Below are 17,419 nucleotides of genomic sequence, written 5' to 3' on the forward strand. Positions count from 1 at the left end.
TTTGATCTGGCTACGCCTTTTTTCTGGAAAAATATTTTTTTAGTATATTAGTGCTGTCATTTTATTCTTGTAACATGATAATGAGACACTAGGGGAATACTGCATCTGTGTAGTATAATGAATAGAGAGTATCTAATGGAGGCGGTATATTGGGTTACAAATGTCTGCTTGTTGATGATGAAGAAGAGGTTATAAATGCCATCGTTCGAAAAATAGACTGGGAGGGACTGGGGTATGAGGTCCCTACCTATGCTCATAACGGACTTGAAGCTTTGGAGATGGCAGAGGGTGATACTCCTGACGTTGTCATGACGGATATCCAGATGCCGTATATGGATGGTCTTGAGTTTTCAAGACAGCTTCGAAAGCTGTGCCCTGGTGTCAAGATCATTATTTTCTCAGGATATGACGAATTTGAATATGCCAAGGAAGCTATCAAGCTTGAGGCAGAAGAGTATATATTAAAACCTGTCAATTCTGATGAGCTTAGCAGTCTTTTTACAAGGATAAGAGAATCCCTTGATAAGGAGGCAGAAGAACGTCAGAGTATCAGGAAGCTTTCAAGATACTATGCCCAGAGCCTTCCGCTTCTTCAGGAGACTTTCTATTCAGAACTTGTATCAGGGAGGATACCCCAGGAGCATCTTGCGGAATATCTTCTTAATTATCAGATAGACTTAAAGGGGCCTGTATATGAGGTGGTCCTTATACATACGTCTTCGACATTGGCGCCGGAAGGCCTTAATCCGGTACTTCTGGGTATATCAGTAAGAAGACTTGCTCAGGAGAGACTTGAAGAGAAGTGGCGCGGTAAGTTCTTCTCCTATCAGGGAGATACCGTGATGATAGCTCAGATGGATGATTCAAGGCAGGTAATAGAGCTTACAGATGATTGTGACAGTTTCTGCAGGCTTGCCAAGATTGCCTGCAAAGCAGTAGTTACAGTAGGTCTTGGAATGGTATGCACTGATGCGATGGATACGGTTCACTCACTTGAGGGAGCATCGCAGGCTGTATCATCAAGGGCTATATACGGAACGGGCAAAGCTATCAATATCATGGAGATAGAGCCTGAGCACGATAGTGAGACAATTATGGATGAAAGCGGTAAGACGCTTTCAGAGATCCTTAGAAGGATCAGGGTAGAAGATACAATTGATATACCTTTGGAAGCGGGCAGATTTGTAGACAGTTACAGCCAGGATCTGGGTACTATGAAGCTGTATGAGTTTTTTATTACAGATACCATGAGCAGGCTCTATAGATTTGCTCAGGAGAACCATCTTGCCATAGAAGATGTATTTGCAGACAATACTATAGGCAAGGCGCTTCCGGATGTACTTGAATTTAAGATCATGCTGACAGATATCCTGTCAAGGATGCAGCAGATGATAGGGGATGTGAGGAGCAAGGGCCAGAAGTCTTTTGTACTTAAGGCACAGGAATATGTTGCTGCTCATTATAACGAAGAGGGGATTACTATAGAAAAGATCTGCAAGAACTTAGGGGTAAGTTCTGCATATTTCTCAACAGTTTTTAAGAAAGAGACCGGTAAGACTTTTGTCACATATCTTACGGATTATCGTATGGACAAGGCAAAAGAGATTCTTATGACTTCCGACAAGAAGACATATGTCATCGCGGCGGAAGTCGGTTTTACCGATCCCAATTATTTCAGCTATGTATTTAAACGCCAGTACGGGATAACACCATCCAAATTCAGAACCAGAGGCGAGATTTCTTAAAAGAATATTTTGTATTGTGACAATATACATGATCTTACTTACAGAAATGCAGGATGTAAAAAGGAATGTCCGGAAATACAGAGATTAATTTTTAGTCACAAAATGTAAGGACTTTTAATGGGATTATTCAAGCGCAAAGATGGGGGTAAACAAAAAGGTCATCATGAACTTAGAAAAAAGCTGGAATCTCGAAATATCCAGATAACGCTTCTGACCTCATATACGATAGTTTCAATATTGTCCATGAGCCTTTTGGGGGCAGTTCTATATAGTAGTTTTGCATCTATATCCAGAAGGGTTGCAACAGACAATGCAAGGACAATCCTCTCTCAGACAGGTGAGAAGCTTGAAGATTACCTGCGGCAGATGAGGCAGCTTTCTGATGCCTTTTATTATACATCTATTCAGACATCTGATATCCATGTAGACAAGATCGGAAGTCAGATGAACCTTCTGTATGAGTCCAATAAAGATAATGTAGTATCAATGGCACTTTTTGAATCCAATGGAAGACAGCTTGGTGCAGCGCCATCTGCGATTCAAAAAGATAATATTGATGTCACAACCCAGGAGTGGTTCGTAGAAGCCACAACGCAGGTTGAGAACATGCACTTTTCGACGCCGCATGTTCAGAACCTTTTTAGCGATTCGGCAGGAAGGTACTACTGGGTCATATCTCTTAGCAGGTCTGTAATGTATACAAGAGGAGGAATCCCCAAGCAGGGCGTACTCCTTGTAGATATGGATTACACGACTGTGTATCAGATGTTCGATATTCTTAACAACTCCCTTTCACAGGGTTATATATACCTGTGCGACAAAGAGGGAAGGATCATATATCATCCTCAGAACATGCAGATAGTTTCAGGACTTTATGATGAAAACAATCAGGTTGTGGCAACATACTCTGATGGCGTCTATGAGGAGAAATTCAACGGTGAAAAAAGGATCGAGATAGTCAATACCATAAGCTATACCGGCTGGAAACTTGTAAGCGTCATACCTACTAAGAACCTTTCGGTAGGACTTAGAAGTACCAGATCTTTTATGGTGCTGATAGTACTGCTGGTAATGCTGGCGGTACTACTTCTTAACAGGCTCATATCTGCAAGGATTTCAAGTCCCATCAAGAAGCTTACGGCATCTATCCACAATATTGAAGTTACAGAAAGGAGTGTCCCTCTTGTATACATAGGCGGTTCCAATGAAGTCCGTTACCTTGGAACTACGCTTCAAAAACTCCTTAACCAGATATCACTTCTTATGGCGGACATCATCAAGGAGCAGGAGGAAAAGAGAAAAAGCGAGCTGGATGCTCTTCAGTCTCAGGTCAACCCTCACTTTCTCTATAATACTTTGGATTCTATCGTATGGATGGTAGAAGATGGCAGGAACAAGGAAGCTGTTTATATGATAACCCAGCTGTCATCACTTTTCAGAATAAGCCTCTCAAACGGAAGGAATATCATAAGAGTAAGTGAAGAGATCAAGCATGCAGAGAATTATACCAATATTCAGAAGGTAAGATTCAAAGACTCTTTTTCTGTAAAATATGAAATTGATCAGGATATAATGAACTGCTGTATTGTTAAGCTTGTAGTGCAGCCTCTTTTGGAAAATGCTATCTATTACGGAGTTAAAGGGATGGAAGATCCCGGTAGTATCCGGGTTAGGGGATATAGGAAAGGTGACAATGTCTACATAGAAGTTGAAGACAACGGATATGGTATGAGTCCTGAACAGGCTAAGGGGCTTCTCACAGAAGAAGGAAGAACAAGGGCAAGAGGCTCGGGAGTAGGTCTTATCAATGTGCACAGAAGACTCCAGCTAAGGTTTGGCAGAGACTTCGGACTTATGATAAATACAGAAGCCGATGAGGGTACCAGGGTTACTATTCATATGCCATATATAGAATATTCGGAGGAAAACGCCAGAGATGTTGAATCCGCGGAATATATTTAATGAAAGCAAATGGCTCTTTGCTATCATAACAGTCATAGTCATAGGCATTGTGGTCTGTGCTGTAGATGTTATTAAAGTAGACGGGCCTTCTGAGAAGTATCAGATATCTGTAATAGTAGATGAAAGTAATAGCGCAAGATGGGACAGCTTTCAGACAGGACTAAGGCAGGCGGCAAGAGAAAATGGAATAAGGCTCAACTATGTTACCACTGACTTTGAAGGTAGCCCTGTAAAAGAGAAAAATCTTATAGATCAGGAGATAGAAAACGGAGCCGATGCAGTGATAGTGCAGCTGTGTTCGGGCAGTAGTGCATCAGACATACTTACGGATATACCTCAGAATGTCTACATAGAACTGATTGACAACAATGTAAACAAGGATGAGATTGCAAGCAGTAAGATGGGATATACCGGAGCTGACAGTGTAGAAGTTGGAACAGAACTTGCCACAAGGATCATAGAAGAGTACGGGGAGCTAAAAGGTGTCAGGATAGGTATACTTGCAGGTAATCTGAAACTTGTATCTGTACAGGAACGCGTGGACTCTTTTAAGGAAAAGGCTAATGAGGCTGGAGCACAGATAGTGTTCAGCGTGGAAGCAACGCAGATATCTGAAAGAGAGATTGGAGAGCTTGTAAAAAGTAACAAAGCTGATATCCTTGTGGCACTTGATAATGATGTCACAGAGACGGCAGCTGATTATGTCAAGATGGTAGATAATTATAATGCCTATCCTACCAATGAGCTGGGGAACCTGAAATTATACGGAGTAGGGTGCTCTCCCGATAACTTAAATGACCTTGATCAGGGAATTATAAAAGGGATGGTTGTCATCAATGAATATGAAATGGGATATATGGTGATAAGTAACCTTTCGGATGTCCTAAAAGATGAGCATCTTAGGGTTAGCGACTATACAGTAGGATATGCATATGTTACGGGGGAAACAATGTATGATGAAGGGAATCAGCAGATTCTTTTCCCAATCGGAGATTAGAATAGGAATCAGAAACAAAATAAAAAATAGAATAAAAAACGGAATTGGAACAAAGTTGTTATCTGTATATATGATACTTGCGCTTATGGCAGCAGCATTGTCAGGATGCGGCAATATCAAAAGTATTGATAATAAGACAATTCGTATAGGTGTGTCTGTTTATGATATTCATGATACGTTCATAACACAGCTTATGGATGAGTTCAACAGCTATGCAGATACTAATGTTACTATTGTGACTTATAATGCCGGTCAGAGTACGAAAGAGCAGAACAATCAGATGCAGGAGATGATAGATACAGGTTGTGATGTTATCTGTATCAATCTGGTAGACAGGACGGAACCTGAACATATCATAGATATGGCACTTAAGTACGATGTACCTGTTATATTCTTCAACAGGGAACTGACCAAAGAGGATCTTCAAAGGTCAGCTAAGTTCTACTACGTAGGATCTGATGCGGTAGAATCAGGGATCATGCAGGGAGAGCTTGCAGCGGATGAGATACTGGGACAAGAATCTACAATAGATACTAATAATGATGGAACTATACAATACGTAATGCTGCAGGGTGAAGCAGGGCATCAGGATGCAATAGTAAGAAGTGAATACTGCGTAGAGACTCTTATAAATAAGGGAGTGCAACTTGACAGGCAGGGCCTTGCTATTGCCAATTTCAACAGGACGCAGGCTCAGAGCAAGATAGAGCAGTTAATATCGTCCAATACCGAGATAGAGCTGATCCTGGCCAATAACGATGATATGGCGCTTGGGGCTATAGATGCCTATCTTAATATGTATGGGGAGGATGCTAAGAGTAAGATTCCGGCTATATATGGTATAGATGGTACTATAGGCGGGCTTGAAGCTGTTAAGACTGGATATATGCATGGTACTGTCTACAATGACAAGGAAGGGCAGGCGCATGCGATGTATGATCTTGCAATGGCGCTTGCAACTGGCAGTAGTCTTGATGATCTGGGCATAGAAGATGGCCACTACATAAGGCTCCCCCACACCAAGATCACTTTGGACAATGTGAACGATTTTCTGTATAGGTGAGTGGAGGAAACGTCCCACTCGGGAGGCGAAGTATCCGCTAAAGGCTATGCGAAGGTACGTAGCCCTCGGACGGATAGTATATAAATAATTGGCGCGCTGTTAATTGTTTTACAATTCATGGCATGATATCTGGAAATTTTTATTCTGGGGTCCGAAACTCGCTGACGCTCAGACATGCGGACCCCATGCAGAATAAAAATCTCCATCTATCACGCTCATAAATTTTGTAAAACAATTAAAAGCGCGCCAATTATTTATATACTATCCGTCCGAGGGCCACTTACCTTCGCATAGCCTTTAGCGGATACTTCGCCTCCCAAGTGGGACTATCGCCGATTAATTATAAAGCGCCACCTTTCCATTGATCATTCATCAAAGATAGGATATTGTGTCCTTGTGAAATGATGTAATGGGAAGATGGCGCGTTGATTGTGCGTATAGTTAAAGTTTGATGGGGATTACTTGTCGGTGTCTAGGAATTTGTAGCAGAGGGCGGCGAGGGCGGCGCCGATGAGGGGAGCTACTATGAATACCCATACGGATGAGAGGGCATCACCGCCGGCAAAGATTGCTGGTCCAAGGCTTCTTGCGGGGTTAACGCTTGTGCCGGTGAAGTAGATGCCAAGGAGGTGTACCAGGGTTAGTGTAAGTCCTATTACAAGACCGGCAACGTTTGAGAATGCATCTCTTGATGTTACACCGAGGATTGCGAGTACGAATACGAATGTAAGGATGATCTCGATGAGGATGGATAGTCCTACATTGCCGTTATAAAGGCCATTGGAGCCTAGTCCTGCATCGATTGCACCGGATGATGCAAATATCTTAAGGATAAGGGCACCGATAATACCACCTGCAAACTGGGATACGATGTAATAGATAAAGTCTGATACGCTAAGCTTGCCTGATATAAGCATAGCAAGAGATACAGCGGGATTGATATGGCATCCTGATATGTTACCGATTGAATATGCCATAGCTACAATAACAAGACCAAAAGTAAGAGCGGTTGCAACATACCCTCCCGATACGTCGCATCCAATGGCGGCAGCAGTTCCGCATCCAAAGACAACAAGTACACAGGTTCCAAGACATTCAGCGATACACTTTTTAAGCATGGATTCTCCTCCTCTTGACGTAAGTTAGAAGTTTTATTAGCTTTACTATAAAAACTATAGATACGATAATATTATAACATAATTGCGATAATAATTATTAGATTGTATCAGGAGGATAATTATTAATTCAAATTTGGGGCTTTGATTGTGCAAGGCCCTGTCAGAAACTTGGAGGATATTTTCTCAGTTAAGGTTTAATTAGCGATTCTTAATACTATTAAGATAGAGCTTGGCTTGATTAAGTATGAATTCTTCGCCGTAGCCTTGTTCCTGTATGTAGAAAGGAATTCTTGGGACGACTCTTTCTGCTATTCCTAAAAGGCCGTTGGATATAGTCAGGACCTGAAGCTTAGGATCATCGAAATGTCTGATGCTTCCATCTTCCATTCCTTTTTTAAAAGCAATAAACCATGGATCAGATAGGTAATCGCCCTTGATGAAATTCTTGAATCCTTCTAAGTGACTGCTTTGAGGATAAGCATTGGTATATAGGCAGTCATAATCTCTTATGAAAGTTACAGAATCGACTTCTTTGATAAGGGCCTTGGCTCTTTCATTAACATACCATGAGAACTCTTCGAATCCGTTATCAAAATGTATATCTTTTGGAAGGTTTTGTGAAGAGCTGCTTATGATCTGAAGAGACTCTTCCACAAGCTTTATCATGATATCGCCCTTACTTGAGAAGTGCCTGTAAAGGGTACTTCTGCTGCAGCCTATTTTCTCTGCAAGGACTTTCATATCAAGGTTGGCAATGCCGTCATTTATGATCATCTTCTTGGCAAGTTTTAAGATCTTCTCTTCAGTAGCGCTTCCGTCTCTCATAGTTAACCTCATACATTGAGTATATTTTAAATATTGTTTTAGTATTGGTGAAATTCAAAGCATCAATTCATTGTTTGAAAATGAATACATTTAAGCATTGAATTTGTGATGTTCTTGATTGATATTACTAATGATTTTATCACAAATGTATGTTCCATATCTTGTATACACAAAATACCAGGCGGTAGTTTTCCATTACCAAAACATAAAAGTCCTATAAAAAAATACAATACAGGACTTTTATAGCACCAAAAACACACTATAAAAGTCCTGCAAGTAAAAGATTTACTAATATGAGAAAATGACAGATTATGACGAGAATGGGATTTCTTATTTTGCTGCCTTGGCAAATACTGGAAGCAATAGGCTATTAAGCTGTTGCTGCAAGCTCAAGGCAGTTAACCCTATATAGGAAACCTTCCACGATTTCTTCATAACGTCTGGAATCTGCAAGTATATTTCTTGTATGGTCAGCTCCTTCAAAGATATGCATCTCTGTATAGCCGTTAGTAGAACCTTCAAGCTCCATGGTATCTTCTACAGGTACTACACAGTCGCTGTCTCCCTGAATGAAACAGATCGGAACTGTATTGCCTTTAAGACTGTCCTTAGTAAATATCTTCTTATAAGAATATCCAAACATAAGTCTGAAGAAGACTACAGCAGGATCGAAAAGCTTTGGTGATACGTGAGCGATCTGCTGAGCAAGCTTACATAGAAGAGAATAAAGTGAGTTGTAGCAGCTGTCAGCGATTACAAATGAAATGTTGGGATGATACTTAAGAGCAGTAAGCGCTGTAACACCGCCAAGACATTCTCCGTGAACACCTATTGTGATATCATCACCAAATCTTCTTACAGTATCATCGATAACACTAAGAAGGTCCTTACTTTCTTTTCTTCCCCAGGTAGAAGCAGACTTCTTATTATCTCCATGACCTCTAAGATCGAAGAGGATGCCGTTATATCCAAGCTTTCTGAAGATATTGAAGTACTTGATACCGCCTATTCTGCAATATGTTGATGAATGGATCAGTATCACAAACTTCTTGGAAGGAATAGCTGAAGGAATATATGTTGAATGAAGTTCATAACCGTCAAATGATCTTATAACATACTCTTCACAATCCCAGCTCTTATATCCATCAAGAAAGTGCCTGCGGTTCTCCTTCTCATAAGCCTTAGCAGGATCAATACACTTTACTATGCCCATAGACCTTGCAAATACAAAGCAAAGAGAAAGATATAAAGTTAAAAGTACAATGAGATTTACTAATACTATTACCATTTTTCGTGTGATTACCTTTTTAAAATCATATTTGGAAAATAAACGTATTCTAAAATTCGTTCATTTCATTTACAACGAAAGCAATATTATCACGAATTCAAAAAGTACAAATCACACGAATAATCATATTTTGAAGTTCTTTTGCAAAAAACATTCCGAAATCTAATCTTCTCAACATTTTATGATTGTTTTTATGATTATTTGTCCTTTTTGCTTTTTAATAGTTCTAAAAAATGCACAGACTTTTTCATAGACAATCACACATAACAAATCAGATTATTATCAAAATAATAAAAATGCGCAGATAACAATCCTTATGCGTATTCCAAAATAAGGAATCTGCGAACAGCGAATATAATGAGCACTAGCAAAGCATAAGCGCGAAGCGAAATTGCGAGGCAGCACAGCGATGAGGGAATGCGGATGGTATTATCATAGGCCGATTTTGAAAATGTTCTTCGGTTTTCTTATGTCGTGCGAAGCTGCAGTATAGCATGTCCACGGAAGCGTAGCAGGACATTAGAAAACCGAAGGTTATTTTCACATGAGGCCTATGATAATACCATCCGCATTCCCGGCCCCCCGCCCTCGGCCCACCACACTTCCGCCATCCCTATTTACTTTTGCAGGCTACAGTGTTACATTTCTATATGGTGCACACGCACCAGCGGATGGTATTCCACATTAGTGGGAACTGTACCGACAAGAGAATGAAAGTCCGGAATGAAGTCGCGTCCTCCGTTTTTAGATAAGGAGATATGCGATGAAGATTGGATTTATAGGAGCAGGTAAAGTTGGTTTTAATCTGGGAAAATACTTCTCAGAGCACGGCGTTCAGGTGACCGGCTATTATAGTAGGCATCAAGAATCAGCCATTGAAGCAGCAGAATTTACAAATACAAAATGTTACGACACTCAAGGTGAGCTTATAGCAGAGAGTGACGCGATATTCTTAACTGTTCCGGACGGTGAGATTTCTTCTGTGTATGAAGAGATCAGTTCTTTTTCTATATCGGGTAAACAGATAATACATTGCAGCGGAGCCATGACTGTAGGGGAGGCGTTCCCCGGGATTAAGAGCCGCGGCGCAGCAGGATTTGCAATACATCCGTTATTTCCTTTTAGTAGCAAATACAGTGCTTATAAGGAACTTACGGGTGTATTTTTTTGTCTTGAGAAAAGAGAAGGTGTAGGCGAATGGGTAGACTTTCTTGAGAACATCGGACTTAAGACAAAGCTTTTGGATGAAAGCATGAAGGCTGGCTATCATCTGGCATGCTCTATCGCTTCAAATCTTGTATGCGGACTTTATGAGATGTCCAAGAGACATCTGAACGAGGCCGGCTTTAGTGATGCAGAAGCTATGGCTGCAATAGGGCCACTTGCAAGGGCTAATCTTGAGAATATATTGCAAAAAGGCCCTGCAACTGCACTTTCAGGTCCTGTCGAGAGAGGTGACAGCAGTACTGTCAAAAAGCATTTGAGTCTTTTGACAGATCAGATCGAAAGAAATGTTTACACGAATCTATCTCTTGTTCTTACAGATCTTGCTAAAGAGAAACATCCCGAAAACCAATACACACATATATGTCAGCTGTTAGAGGATATGAAATGACAGAAGGTTTCATATTGTAATATCAATGGACTGACGAAAGGGGAAAAGGAAATGAAACAGACAGTAGCTACACTTCGTAAGATGAAGGAAGAAGGAAAGAAGATCGCACAGCTTACATGCTACGATTACACGACAGCAAGACTTATGGACGAAGCAGGTATCGACATGATACTCGTTGGAGACAGCCTTGGCATGACAATGCAGGGATATAACGATACTCTCCCTGTAACACTTGATGAGATGATCGTGTATGGAAGAAGCGTTGCCAGAGCTTGTCAGAATACATTCGTAGTTATAGATATGCCATTTATGAGCTATCAGATATCTCCCGCACAGGCACTTGAGTCTGCAGGCAGGATCATGAAGGAAGCACCGGGCGCAGGTGCTGTTAAGCTTGAAGGCGGCGCTCTTATGGCTCCTCAGATCAAGGCTATAACAGATGCAGGTATCCCTGTTGTAGCTCATATAGGAATGACACCTCAGTCAGTTAATGCTTTTGGCGGATTCAAGGTTCAGGGCAAGGGCGAGGTTAATGCAGAGCGTGTACTTCAGGATGCTCTTGCAGTTCAGGAAGCAGGTGCTTTTGCAGTAACTCTTGAGTGTGTACCACCTAAGCTTGCAGCACTTATCAGCAAGAAGCTTGATATCATCACGATCGGCATCGGCGCAAGTAGCTGCTGTGATGCTCAGGTTCTTGTATATCAGGATATGCTGGGCATGGCAAGCGGAGTATCACCTAAGTTTGTGAAGCACTTTGCAGAGATCGGCCAGCAGATGAAGGAAGCCTTTGCTGACTACAAGGCAGCAGTTCAGGACGGCTCATTCCCTACTCCCGAGCAGACATATGCTAAGAGTGACTGCTCAGATGAGTTCTTGCAGAGCCTTGATGCCAAGTACAGTGAAGAAGGCTATATAAAGAGGATTTCATAATCTAATAGTAAACTATGAGGATATACAGGTAATTGGAGGAAATATGATCAAAGCAGAAACAATCAAAGAAGTAAGAGACCAGGTCAGAGCCTGGAGAAAAGAAGGTCTCACAATAGGACTTGTTCCTACAATGGGATATCTTCATGAAGGACATGCAAGCCTTGTAGATAAGGCAGTATCACAGTGCGACAGAGTCATCGTATCTGACTTTGTCAATCCTACACAGTTTGGCCCGACAGAAGATCTTTCTACATATCCAAGGGATTTTGAAAGAGACTGCAGGCTCCTTGAAGAGCACGGTGCAAGTCTTGTATTTCACCCTTCAGTAGAAGAGATGTATGGCGAGGATGCAGCTACTTATGTAGAGATACTTAATGATATGCCAAAGCGCCTGTGCGGCCAGACTCGCCCTATACACTTTAGAGGAGTATGTACAGTAGTATCCAAGCTATTTAATATAGCAACTCCTGATAAGGCTTTCTTTGGAATGAAAGATGCACAGCAGCTGTCTATTATCAAAAAGATGGTAAGAGATATGTCTTATGGCATAGAGATCGTAGGATGTCCTATCATCCGTGAAGATGACGGTCTTGCCAAGTCATCACGTAATACATATTTAAGTGATGATGAAAGACAGGCAGCCCTTGTTCTTTCTAAAGCAGTTAAGTTGGGTAAAGAGATGGCTGAAAACGGCGAAAAGGATGCTGCAAAGATCCTTGATGCTCAGAGAGCTCTTATAGAAAAAGAGCCTCTTGCCAAGATCGACTACGTATCAGCAGCAGATTTTAATACACTTGAGCCTGCTACTGAAGTTAAAGAAGGAACACTTTTTGCAATGGCTGTATATATTGGCAAGACAAGGCTTATCGATAATTTTCTTTTTTGATAATGTAAAGTTTTAGATATCCGCAGATATAGATTATAGGTTATGAACTGATCCCTGTCTTTTCATTTACTTATGGTGACAAAGACAGGAGATCAGTTAATTCATTTCTCTATCATGATATTAGTTTTTGGAGGTTTTCATGTTACTTACAATGCTTAAAGGCAAGATCCACCGCGCAGTTGTAACTCAGGCAGCTCTTGATTATGTAGGTTCTATCACCATAGATGAAGAGCTTATGGATAAGGCAGGAATCTGCGAGTATGAGCAGGTTCAGATCGTAGATGTAGATAATGGTCAGAGATTTATGACCTATGCCATCTGCGGAGAGCGAGGTTCGGGCGTTATATGTCTTAACGGCGCTGCAGCAAGATGTGTCAGCGTAGGTGATAAAGTCATAATAATGGCATATGCTCAGATGAGTCCTGAAGAGATGAAACAGCATCATCCTCAGGTAGTCTTTGTTGATGGAGATAACAAGGTAGTTCGCACAACTACATATGAAAAGCATGGCAGGCTGGAAGATATGTAATAAGGTGTCAAAAGTGTTTTTTGACTCTTACATTTCGTAATAGCAGATTTGACAATTATATCGCTAAAATACTTTATAAACTGCCTACAATATGTAATTGCAAGAAATTTTTACAAAAATAAGTGCCAAAGTTTACATGCCTAAAAATTTTTCCTTATAGATAATTCATAAAATCCTCTAAATGTGATTGATTTTGTGATAGGTTTTCTGTTATTATTACATTTGTTGTAATAAACGCAACAAAACTATAATTTTTATTTATAAGGAGAAGTTAGGCTGTTTTATTTTATAAGCATCAGGTCCGGGGAGGGACTGATGATTGTAAGACCGTGATTGGGACTTATACTGATCTTCAATTCTTGAAGATTATCTTATCTATTTGATCCAGCCGATGTTATGAAGAGTTTAAAAAGAGTATTGTTCATGGCGACTGCTATGGCATATGCCGCAGCGGTGCTTAGTTTTACTGAGCCTATTGTAGTTCATGCACAGGAAAACGAAACACAAGATGTGACGACTGACGTAACAGATGTAACAGAAAATACTTCAGAGAGTGATAATTCTCAGGCAGAAGCACAGGCCGGTGATGTATCCTCTCAGGATCAGGCTCCGGAAGATGCCGCTGCACAGCAGGCAGCGCAGGATCTTGCAGCAGCGCAGGCAGCGCTTGTAGCAGGAGACCCTATCGGATATGATTACGAATTCACAATGGAAGAGATAGTCCTTATGGCCAATGTTGTATACAGAGAGGCCAGAGGATCATTTAACGGACAGGTAGCAGTAGCAGAGGTTATTATGAACCGTGTTAAGTCTCCTGCATATCCTAATACTATCAAGGGCGTTCTGTCTCAGAAAAATCAGTTCTCAACCTATTCATGGGCAAGTAGTAGGACTGCTGAGGAGACAAGTACTGATATGATCAATCTCTGTCTTAAGGTTTTAAGCGGAGAGTACTCATATCTTAACAATGCCAATGTTCTTTCTTTTAAGAGGAATGATGGAAGCCAAACTTTCTATGGTAAGACTCTCTTCACAGTAGTCGATAACCAGGCATTCTATTCAATTTAATATGGATTATCAACCCCGGCGGATCATAAGCGACTCGCCGGGGTTTTTGCTTGTGGTAGGAGGTTAAGCTTGGAGCAAAAAGTATGGTACAATCATTTGGTGAGCTGATGGACTGATTATTGATAGGGTATTATTAAAGTAAAGATTTAGGAATTTAGTAGAGAGGCAGATATGGATGCACTTGAGATAATGTTTGGAAAAAGAAGTATTGCGGATAAGATTGCGGAAAGTAAAGAAGGATATAAAGAAGAAATTACTGAAGGTGCTAGAGAAAAATATGTTGCGGACAGTTTGGTTAAAAGGTCAGATAAAAAGGCAATAGTTCCGTATAAAACTGGTATAGATAAGACAACTATAAAAAAGACAACAACTAATAAGACAGATAGAGAAAATGCTATTGTAAAGAAGACAACTGTAAATAGGACTGATAGAGATAAAGATAAAGCAGATAAAGGAAAAGATGCGGTTATGGCAAGTGGTGTTAGTACGATGCAGATAAAGAGTGTTGAGAAGATCAAGGATAAGCTTTCTAAGCGCTATATAGCTTTTGATACTGAGACTACAGGTTTTTCTGCATATAATGACAGGATCATTGAGCTTGGAGCGGTTCTTTTTGAAGATGGCAAGGCAGTTAAGAGTTTTGGGTCACTTGTTAATGCTGGTAAGAGGGTTCCGGCTAGTGCTACGAGAGTAAATAATATCACCAATGACATGTTGGCAGGTTCACCTAAGGAAGATGTGGTATATCCTGAATTTGTAGAGTTTTTGGGTGATGCTATCACAGGCGATACTATTATATGTGCGCATAATGCAAGCTTTGATATGCGTTTTTTGTCTGCGACATTTGAAAGGCTTGGGATCGATGCCAATATCAAATTTGTTGATACTCTTGCACTTTGCAAGAAGTATGTAACAGGTATTTGTGATCACAAGCAGCCTACTATGGCTCAGCATTTTAATATAAGTCAGCAGGATGCTCATAGAGCTGAGTCTGATGCTCTTGTGTGCGGCGGGATCATGGCAGAGCTTTTGAAGCTTATGTGAATAGAAGTAACTATTGGCAGAGAATGATTTCTTAAATGTATATATCAAAAATACGCATTTACTGAGTGTTTCGTGAAAAAACTTTTAAATACAGTAACGATTTTAGAAATTATAAAAAGCAGTTCCTTTGGTACTCTCAGTATCATAAGAACTGCTTTTTAACAATATGAATTCAATTACTTCCAATGAAGGTTGTGTAGTTCTCCTGTAAGGGAGAGTCCTTCAAAATTGTTCTGTCTTAATGCTTCATATAATACGATGGCGACACTGTTGCATAGATTGATGGATCTTGTATCTTCAAACATGGGGATACGGACACATTCATTTTCATGATCGACAAGGATTTCTTCCGGGATGCCTCTGCTTTCAGGTCCGAACATTATATAGTCATCGCTTTTATAAGATACGTCAGTGTAGACCTTATGAGCCTTGGTTGTGGCCATCCATACTTTTGGATTATTGTTTTTTTTCATAAAGTCTTCGAAGTTTTCATATACTTCGTAGTCAAGTTTTGGCCAATAGTCAAGGCCAGCACGCTTTATCTCTTTTTGGTCAAGGCTGAAGCCAAGAGGCTTTATGAGATGGAGCTTTGTGTTGGTTGCAACGCAGGTTCTTCCTATGTTGCCTGTGTTATAGGGGATTTCCGGTTCGTATAATACTATATTCATTTCAATTTCCTTTTGGTTCTTATATTAAGCGACTTTAGAAAATGCCTTATGCCAGTTATCTTATGCTGGCATATAGGGCGTTTGATGACAGGCAAAGTGCATTTTTCTTAAGACGCTTACTATACTATTCGCTATCTATTATAACTGATTACGGTTATTGCAAGTTTGATGATTTTTACAAAAAAGCTTTAGCCATCAATAGTGTCAGATGGTGTGAATCTTCTTTTCCCAATGACTGAGTTTGAAATATATCATCATAAGGATGCTGCACATCATCCATCCAACAGGGAATGACAGGCTTACAGGGTATATGGATGGTGTAAGCCTTGTGATCACAAAAAGGTATATCTGTCTGAATACTACAAAGCTGAATATCATGATGAACATGGGTGCTGTTGCATCTCCGATACCTCTTAGGACACCTGCATGAATCTGATTGAAGCAGCAGAAGAAATCGAACATGCAGTTACATCTTATAAAGATGATGCCGTATTTCATAACAGCTTCATCCTTGGTAAAAAATCTAATGATATACGGAGCTCCTGCGTATTCTGCGGCGCAGATGATTATTGTCACGATTATTGCAAGAAGGAGTGATACTCTTATGCCTTGTTTGATACGATCAGGGTTTTTGGCGCCTGCATTCTGTCCGGTAAATGTGGTATTGGCAAGGGCGATGCTCTGAAGAGGGAGCATTACAAAAGCATCTATCCTTCCATAACTTCCCCAGCCTGCCGTTGATGCGGCTCCGAAGCTGTTGATATAGCTCTGGACGAAGATATTGGAGAAACTGATTATAGCCATCTGTAGTCCTGCGGGAAGACCTACTGCAAATATCCTTTTAAGTATAGAAGTGTCTATATGCATCTCTTTAAGGGATACACTGTAGCTTTCTTTGGACCTTATCAGTACGAACATACCCATGAATGCAGATACAAACTGTGCGATGATAGTGGCATAGGCAACTCCGGCAACTCCCATTTCAAATTTGATTACAAATACAAGGTCCAGGATTATGTTAAGGACGCTTGTAAGTATCAGGAACATGAGCGGTCTTACAGAATCTCCGATAGCACGTAGTATAGCAGAAGTCATGTTGTAGAACATAAGTCCAAGGATACCCAAAAAGTAGATCCTAAGGTAGGTTGTGGCAGGTTCTATAACTGTCACGTCGGTCTTCATGAGAACGATAAGGGGCGGTGTTATAAAATAGCCCAGTATCATAAAGATGATACCCATGATGAATGTTGCAGATAGCGCAGTATGAATTGACTTTCTGAGCATATCACCTTTCTGGGCTCCGAAGAACTGGGATATTATTACAGAAGATCCTGTAGAAAAGCCTACAAAAAGTCCTACAAGTGTATTGATGATAACAGCGGTACTGGTAACTGCTGCAAGTGATTCGGGACCTACAAACTGTCCGACTATAACACTGTCAACTGTGTTATAAAGCTGCTGAAAAGCATTGCCAAGTAGTAGCGGCAAAGCAAAAAGGACCAGTTCCTTAAGGATCGGTCCCTTGGTCATATCGATATTTTTAGATCTAGCCATGATAATCCTCCTAAAACAAGTATAGCACAATTACATTGTGGGATATAGAATGCGCCAAACTTACCACCTTGGTGAGATTTCCTCGGACATGGCACTGATCAAGTGGTAAGTTTGCTAAAATGCATAA

Annotated in this window: 15 protein-coding genes; 10 read left to right on the plus strand and 5 right to left on the minus strand. The window is 40.6% G+C overall.

Annotated features, from left to right (window positions below; genetic code table 11):
* Positions 1-149: 149 nt before the first annotated feature.
* From I7804_RS04205 to I7804_RS04220, 4 genes are all read left to right on the plus strand, one after another.
* Positions 150-1,745: a response regulator transcription factor gene (locus I7804_RS04205; RefSeq protein ID WP_022754775.1), complete on the plus strand. Its 1,596-nt coding sequence runs from the start codon at positions 150-152 to the stop codon at positions 1,743-1,745.
* Between the two features lie 117 nt (positions 1,746-1,862).
* Complete coding sequence (locus I7804_RS04210) at positions 1,863-3,707, plus strand: histidine kinase (RefSeq protein ID WP_248405093.1); 1,845 nt, start codon at positions 1,863-1,865, stop codon at positions 3,705-3,707.
* Positions 3,682-4,704 carry a substrate-binding domain-containing protein gene (locus tag I7804_RS04215; RefSeq protein ID WP_022754773.1) on the plus strand — a complete coding sequence of 341 codons (1,023 nt, stop codon included), beginning with the start codon at positions 3,682-3,684 and terminating at the stop codon, positions 4,702-4,704. Before I7804_RS04210 ends, I7804_RS04215 begins: the two co-directional genes overlap by 26 nt.
* Positions 4,661-5,767, plus strand: coding sequence for a galactose ABC transporter substrate-binding protein (locus tag I7804_RS04220; RefSeq protein WP_248405094.1), 1,107 nt, complete (start codon positions 4,661-4,663; stop codon positions 5,765-5,767). Before I7804_RS04215 ends, I7804_RS04220 begins: the two co-directional genes overlap by 44 nt.
* A 458-nt stretch (positions 5,768-6,225) precedes the next feature.
* Here I7804_RS04220 and I7804_RS04225 read toward each other — a convergent pair whose 3' ends face one another.
* The 3 genes from I7804_RS04225 to I7804_RS04235 all read right to left on the minus strand — a co-directional run bounded on the left by I7804_RS04225 (position 6,226) and on the right by I7804_RS04235 (position 8,998).
* Positions 6,226-6,885, minus strand: coding sequence for an MIP/aquaporin family protein (locus I7804_RS04225; RefSeq protein WP_022757781.1), 660 nt, complete (start codon positions 6,883-6,885; stop codon positions 6,226-6,228).
* A gap of 198 nt (positions 6,886-7,083) precedes the next feature.
* The gene (locus I7804_RS04230; RefSeq protein ID WP_248405095.1) at positions 7,084-7,722 is read right to left on the minus strand and encodes a TetR/AcrR family transcriptional regulator; all 639 of its coding nucleotides are present in this window, start codon (positions 7,720-7,722) and stop codon (positions 7,084-7,086) included.
* A 358-nt stretch (positions 7,723-8,080) separates the two neighbouring features.
* Positions 8,081-8,998, minus strand: coding sequence for an alpha/beta hydrolase (locus I7804_RS04235; protein ID WP_248405096.1), 918 nt, complete (start codon positions 8,996-8,998; stop codon positions 8,081-8,083).
* 763 nt (positions 8,999-9,761) lie between these two features.
* Here I7804_RS04235 and I7804_RS04240 point away from each other — a divergent pair.
* From I7804_RS04240 to I7804_RS04265, 6 genes are all read left to right on the plus strand, one after another.
* On the plus strand, positions 9,762-10,613 hold the full coding sequence (locus tag I7804_RS04240) for a Rossmann-like and DUF2520 domain-containing protein (protein WP_027215962.1): 852 nt from the start codon (positions 9,762-9,764) through the stop codon (positions 10,611-10,613).
* A 51-nt stretch (positions 10,614-10,664) separates the two neighbouring features.
* Positions 10,665-11,543 carry a 3-methyl-2-oxobutanoate hydroxymethyltransferase gene (panB, locus tag I7804_RS04245; RefSeq protein ID WP_051145386.1) on the plus strand — a complete coding sequence of 293 codons (879 nt, stop codon included), beginning with the start codon at positions 10,665-10,667 and terminating at the stop codon, positions 11,541-11,543.
* 43 nt (positions 11,544-11,586) lie between these two features.
* Positions 11,587-12,429 carry a pantoate--beta-alanine ligase gene (panC, locus tag I7804_RS04250; protein ID WP_027203589.1) on the plus strand — a complete coding sequence of 281 codons (843 nt, stop codon included), beginning with the start codon at positions 11,587-11,589 and terminating at the stop codon, positions 12,427-12,429.
* 139 nt (positions 12,430-12,568) lie between these two features.
* The gene (panD, locus tag I7804_RS04255) at positions 12,569-12,958 is read left to right on the plus strand and encodes an aspartate 1-decarboxylase (protein ID WP_022755780.1); all 390 of its coding nucleotides are present in this window, start codon (positions 12,569-12,571) and stop codon (positions 12,956-12,958) included.
* Between the two features lie 396 nt (positions 12,959-13,354).
* Positions 13,355-14,026, plus strand: coding sequence for a cell wall hydrolase (locus I7804_RS04260; RefSeq protein ID WP_248405097.1), 672 nt, complete (start codon positions 13,355-13,357; stop codon positions 14,024-14,026).
* Positions 14,027-14,197: 171 nt separating this feature from the next.
* Positions 14,198-15,070: a PolC-type DNA polymerase III gene (locus tag I7804_RS04265; RefSeq protein WP_248405099.1), complete on the plus strand. Its 873-nt coding sequence runs from the start codon at positions 14,198-14,200 to the stop codon at positions 15,068-15,070.
* Positions 15,071-15,246: 176 nt separating this feature from the next.
* Here I7804_RS04265 and trmL read toward each other — a convergent pair whose 3' ends face one another.
* Together trmL and I7804_RS04275 are read right to left on the minus strand one after the other, a co-directional pair.
* Positions 15,247-15,738, minus strand: coding sequence for a tRNA (uridine(34)/cytosine(34)/5-carboxymethylaminomethyluridine(34)-2'-O)-methyltransferase TrmL (trmL, locus tag I7804_RS04270; RefSeq protein ID WP_248405100.1), 492 nt, complete (start codon positions 15,736-15,738; stop codon positions 15,247-15,249).
* Between the two features lie 204 nt (positions 15,739-15,942).
* A complete protein-coding gene (locus tag I7804_RS04275) occupies positions 15,943-17,292 on the minus strand; it encodes an MATE family efflux transporter (protein ID WP_248405102.1) in 1,350 nt (449 codons plus the stop codon).
* Between the last annotated feature and the right edge of the window lie 127 nt (positions 17,293-17,419).

Origin of the sequence: Butyrivibrio fibrisolvens, assembly GCF_023206215.1 — a bacterium.
Classification (GTDB): Bacteria; Bacillota; Clostridia; order Lachnospirales; family Lachnospiraceae; genus Butyrivibrio; species Butyrivibrio fibrisolvens_C.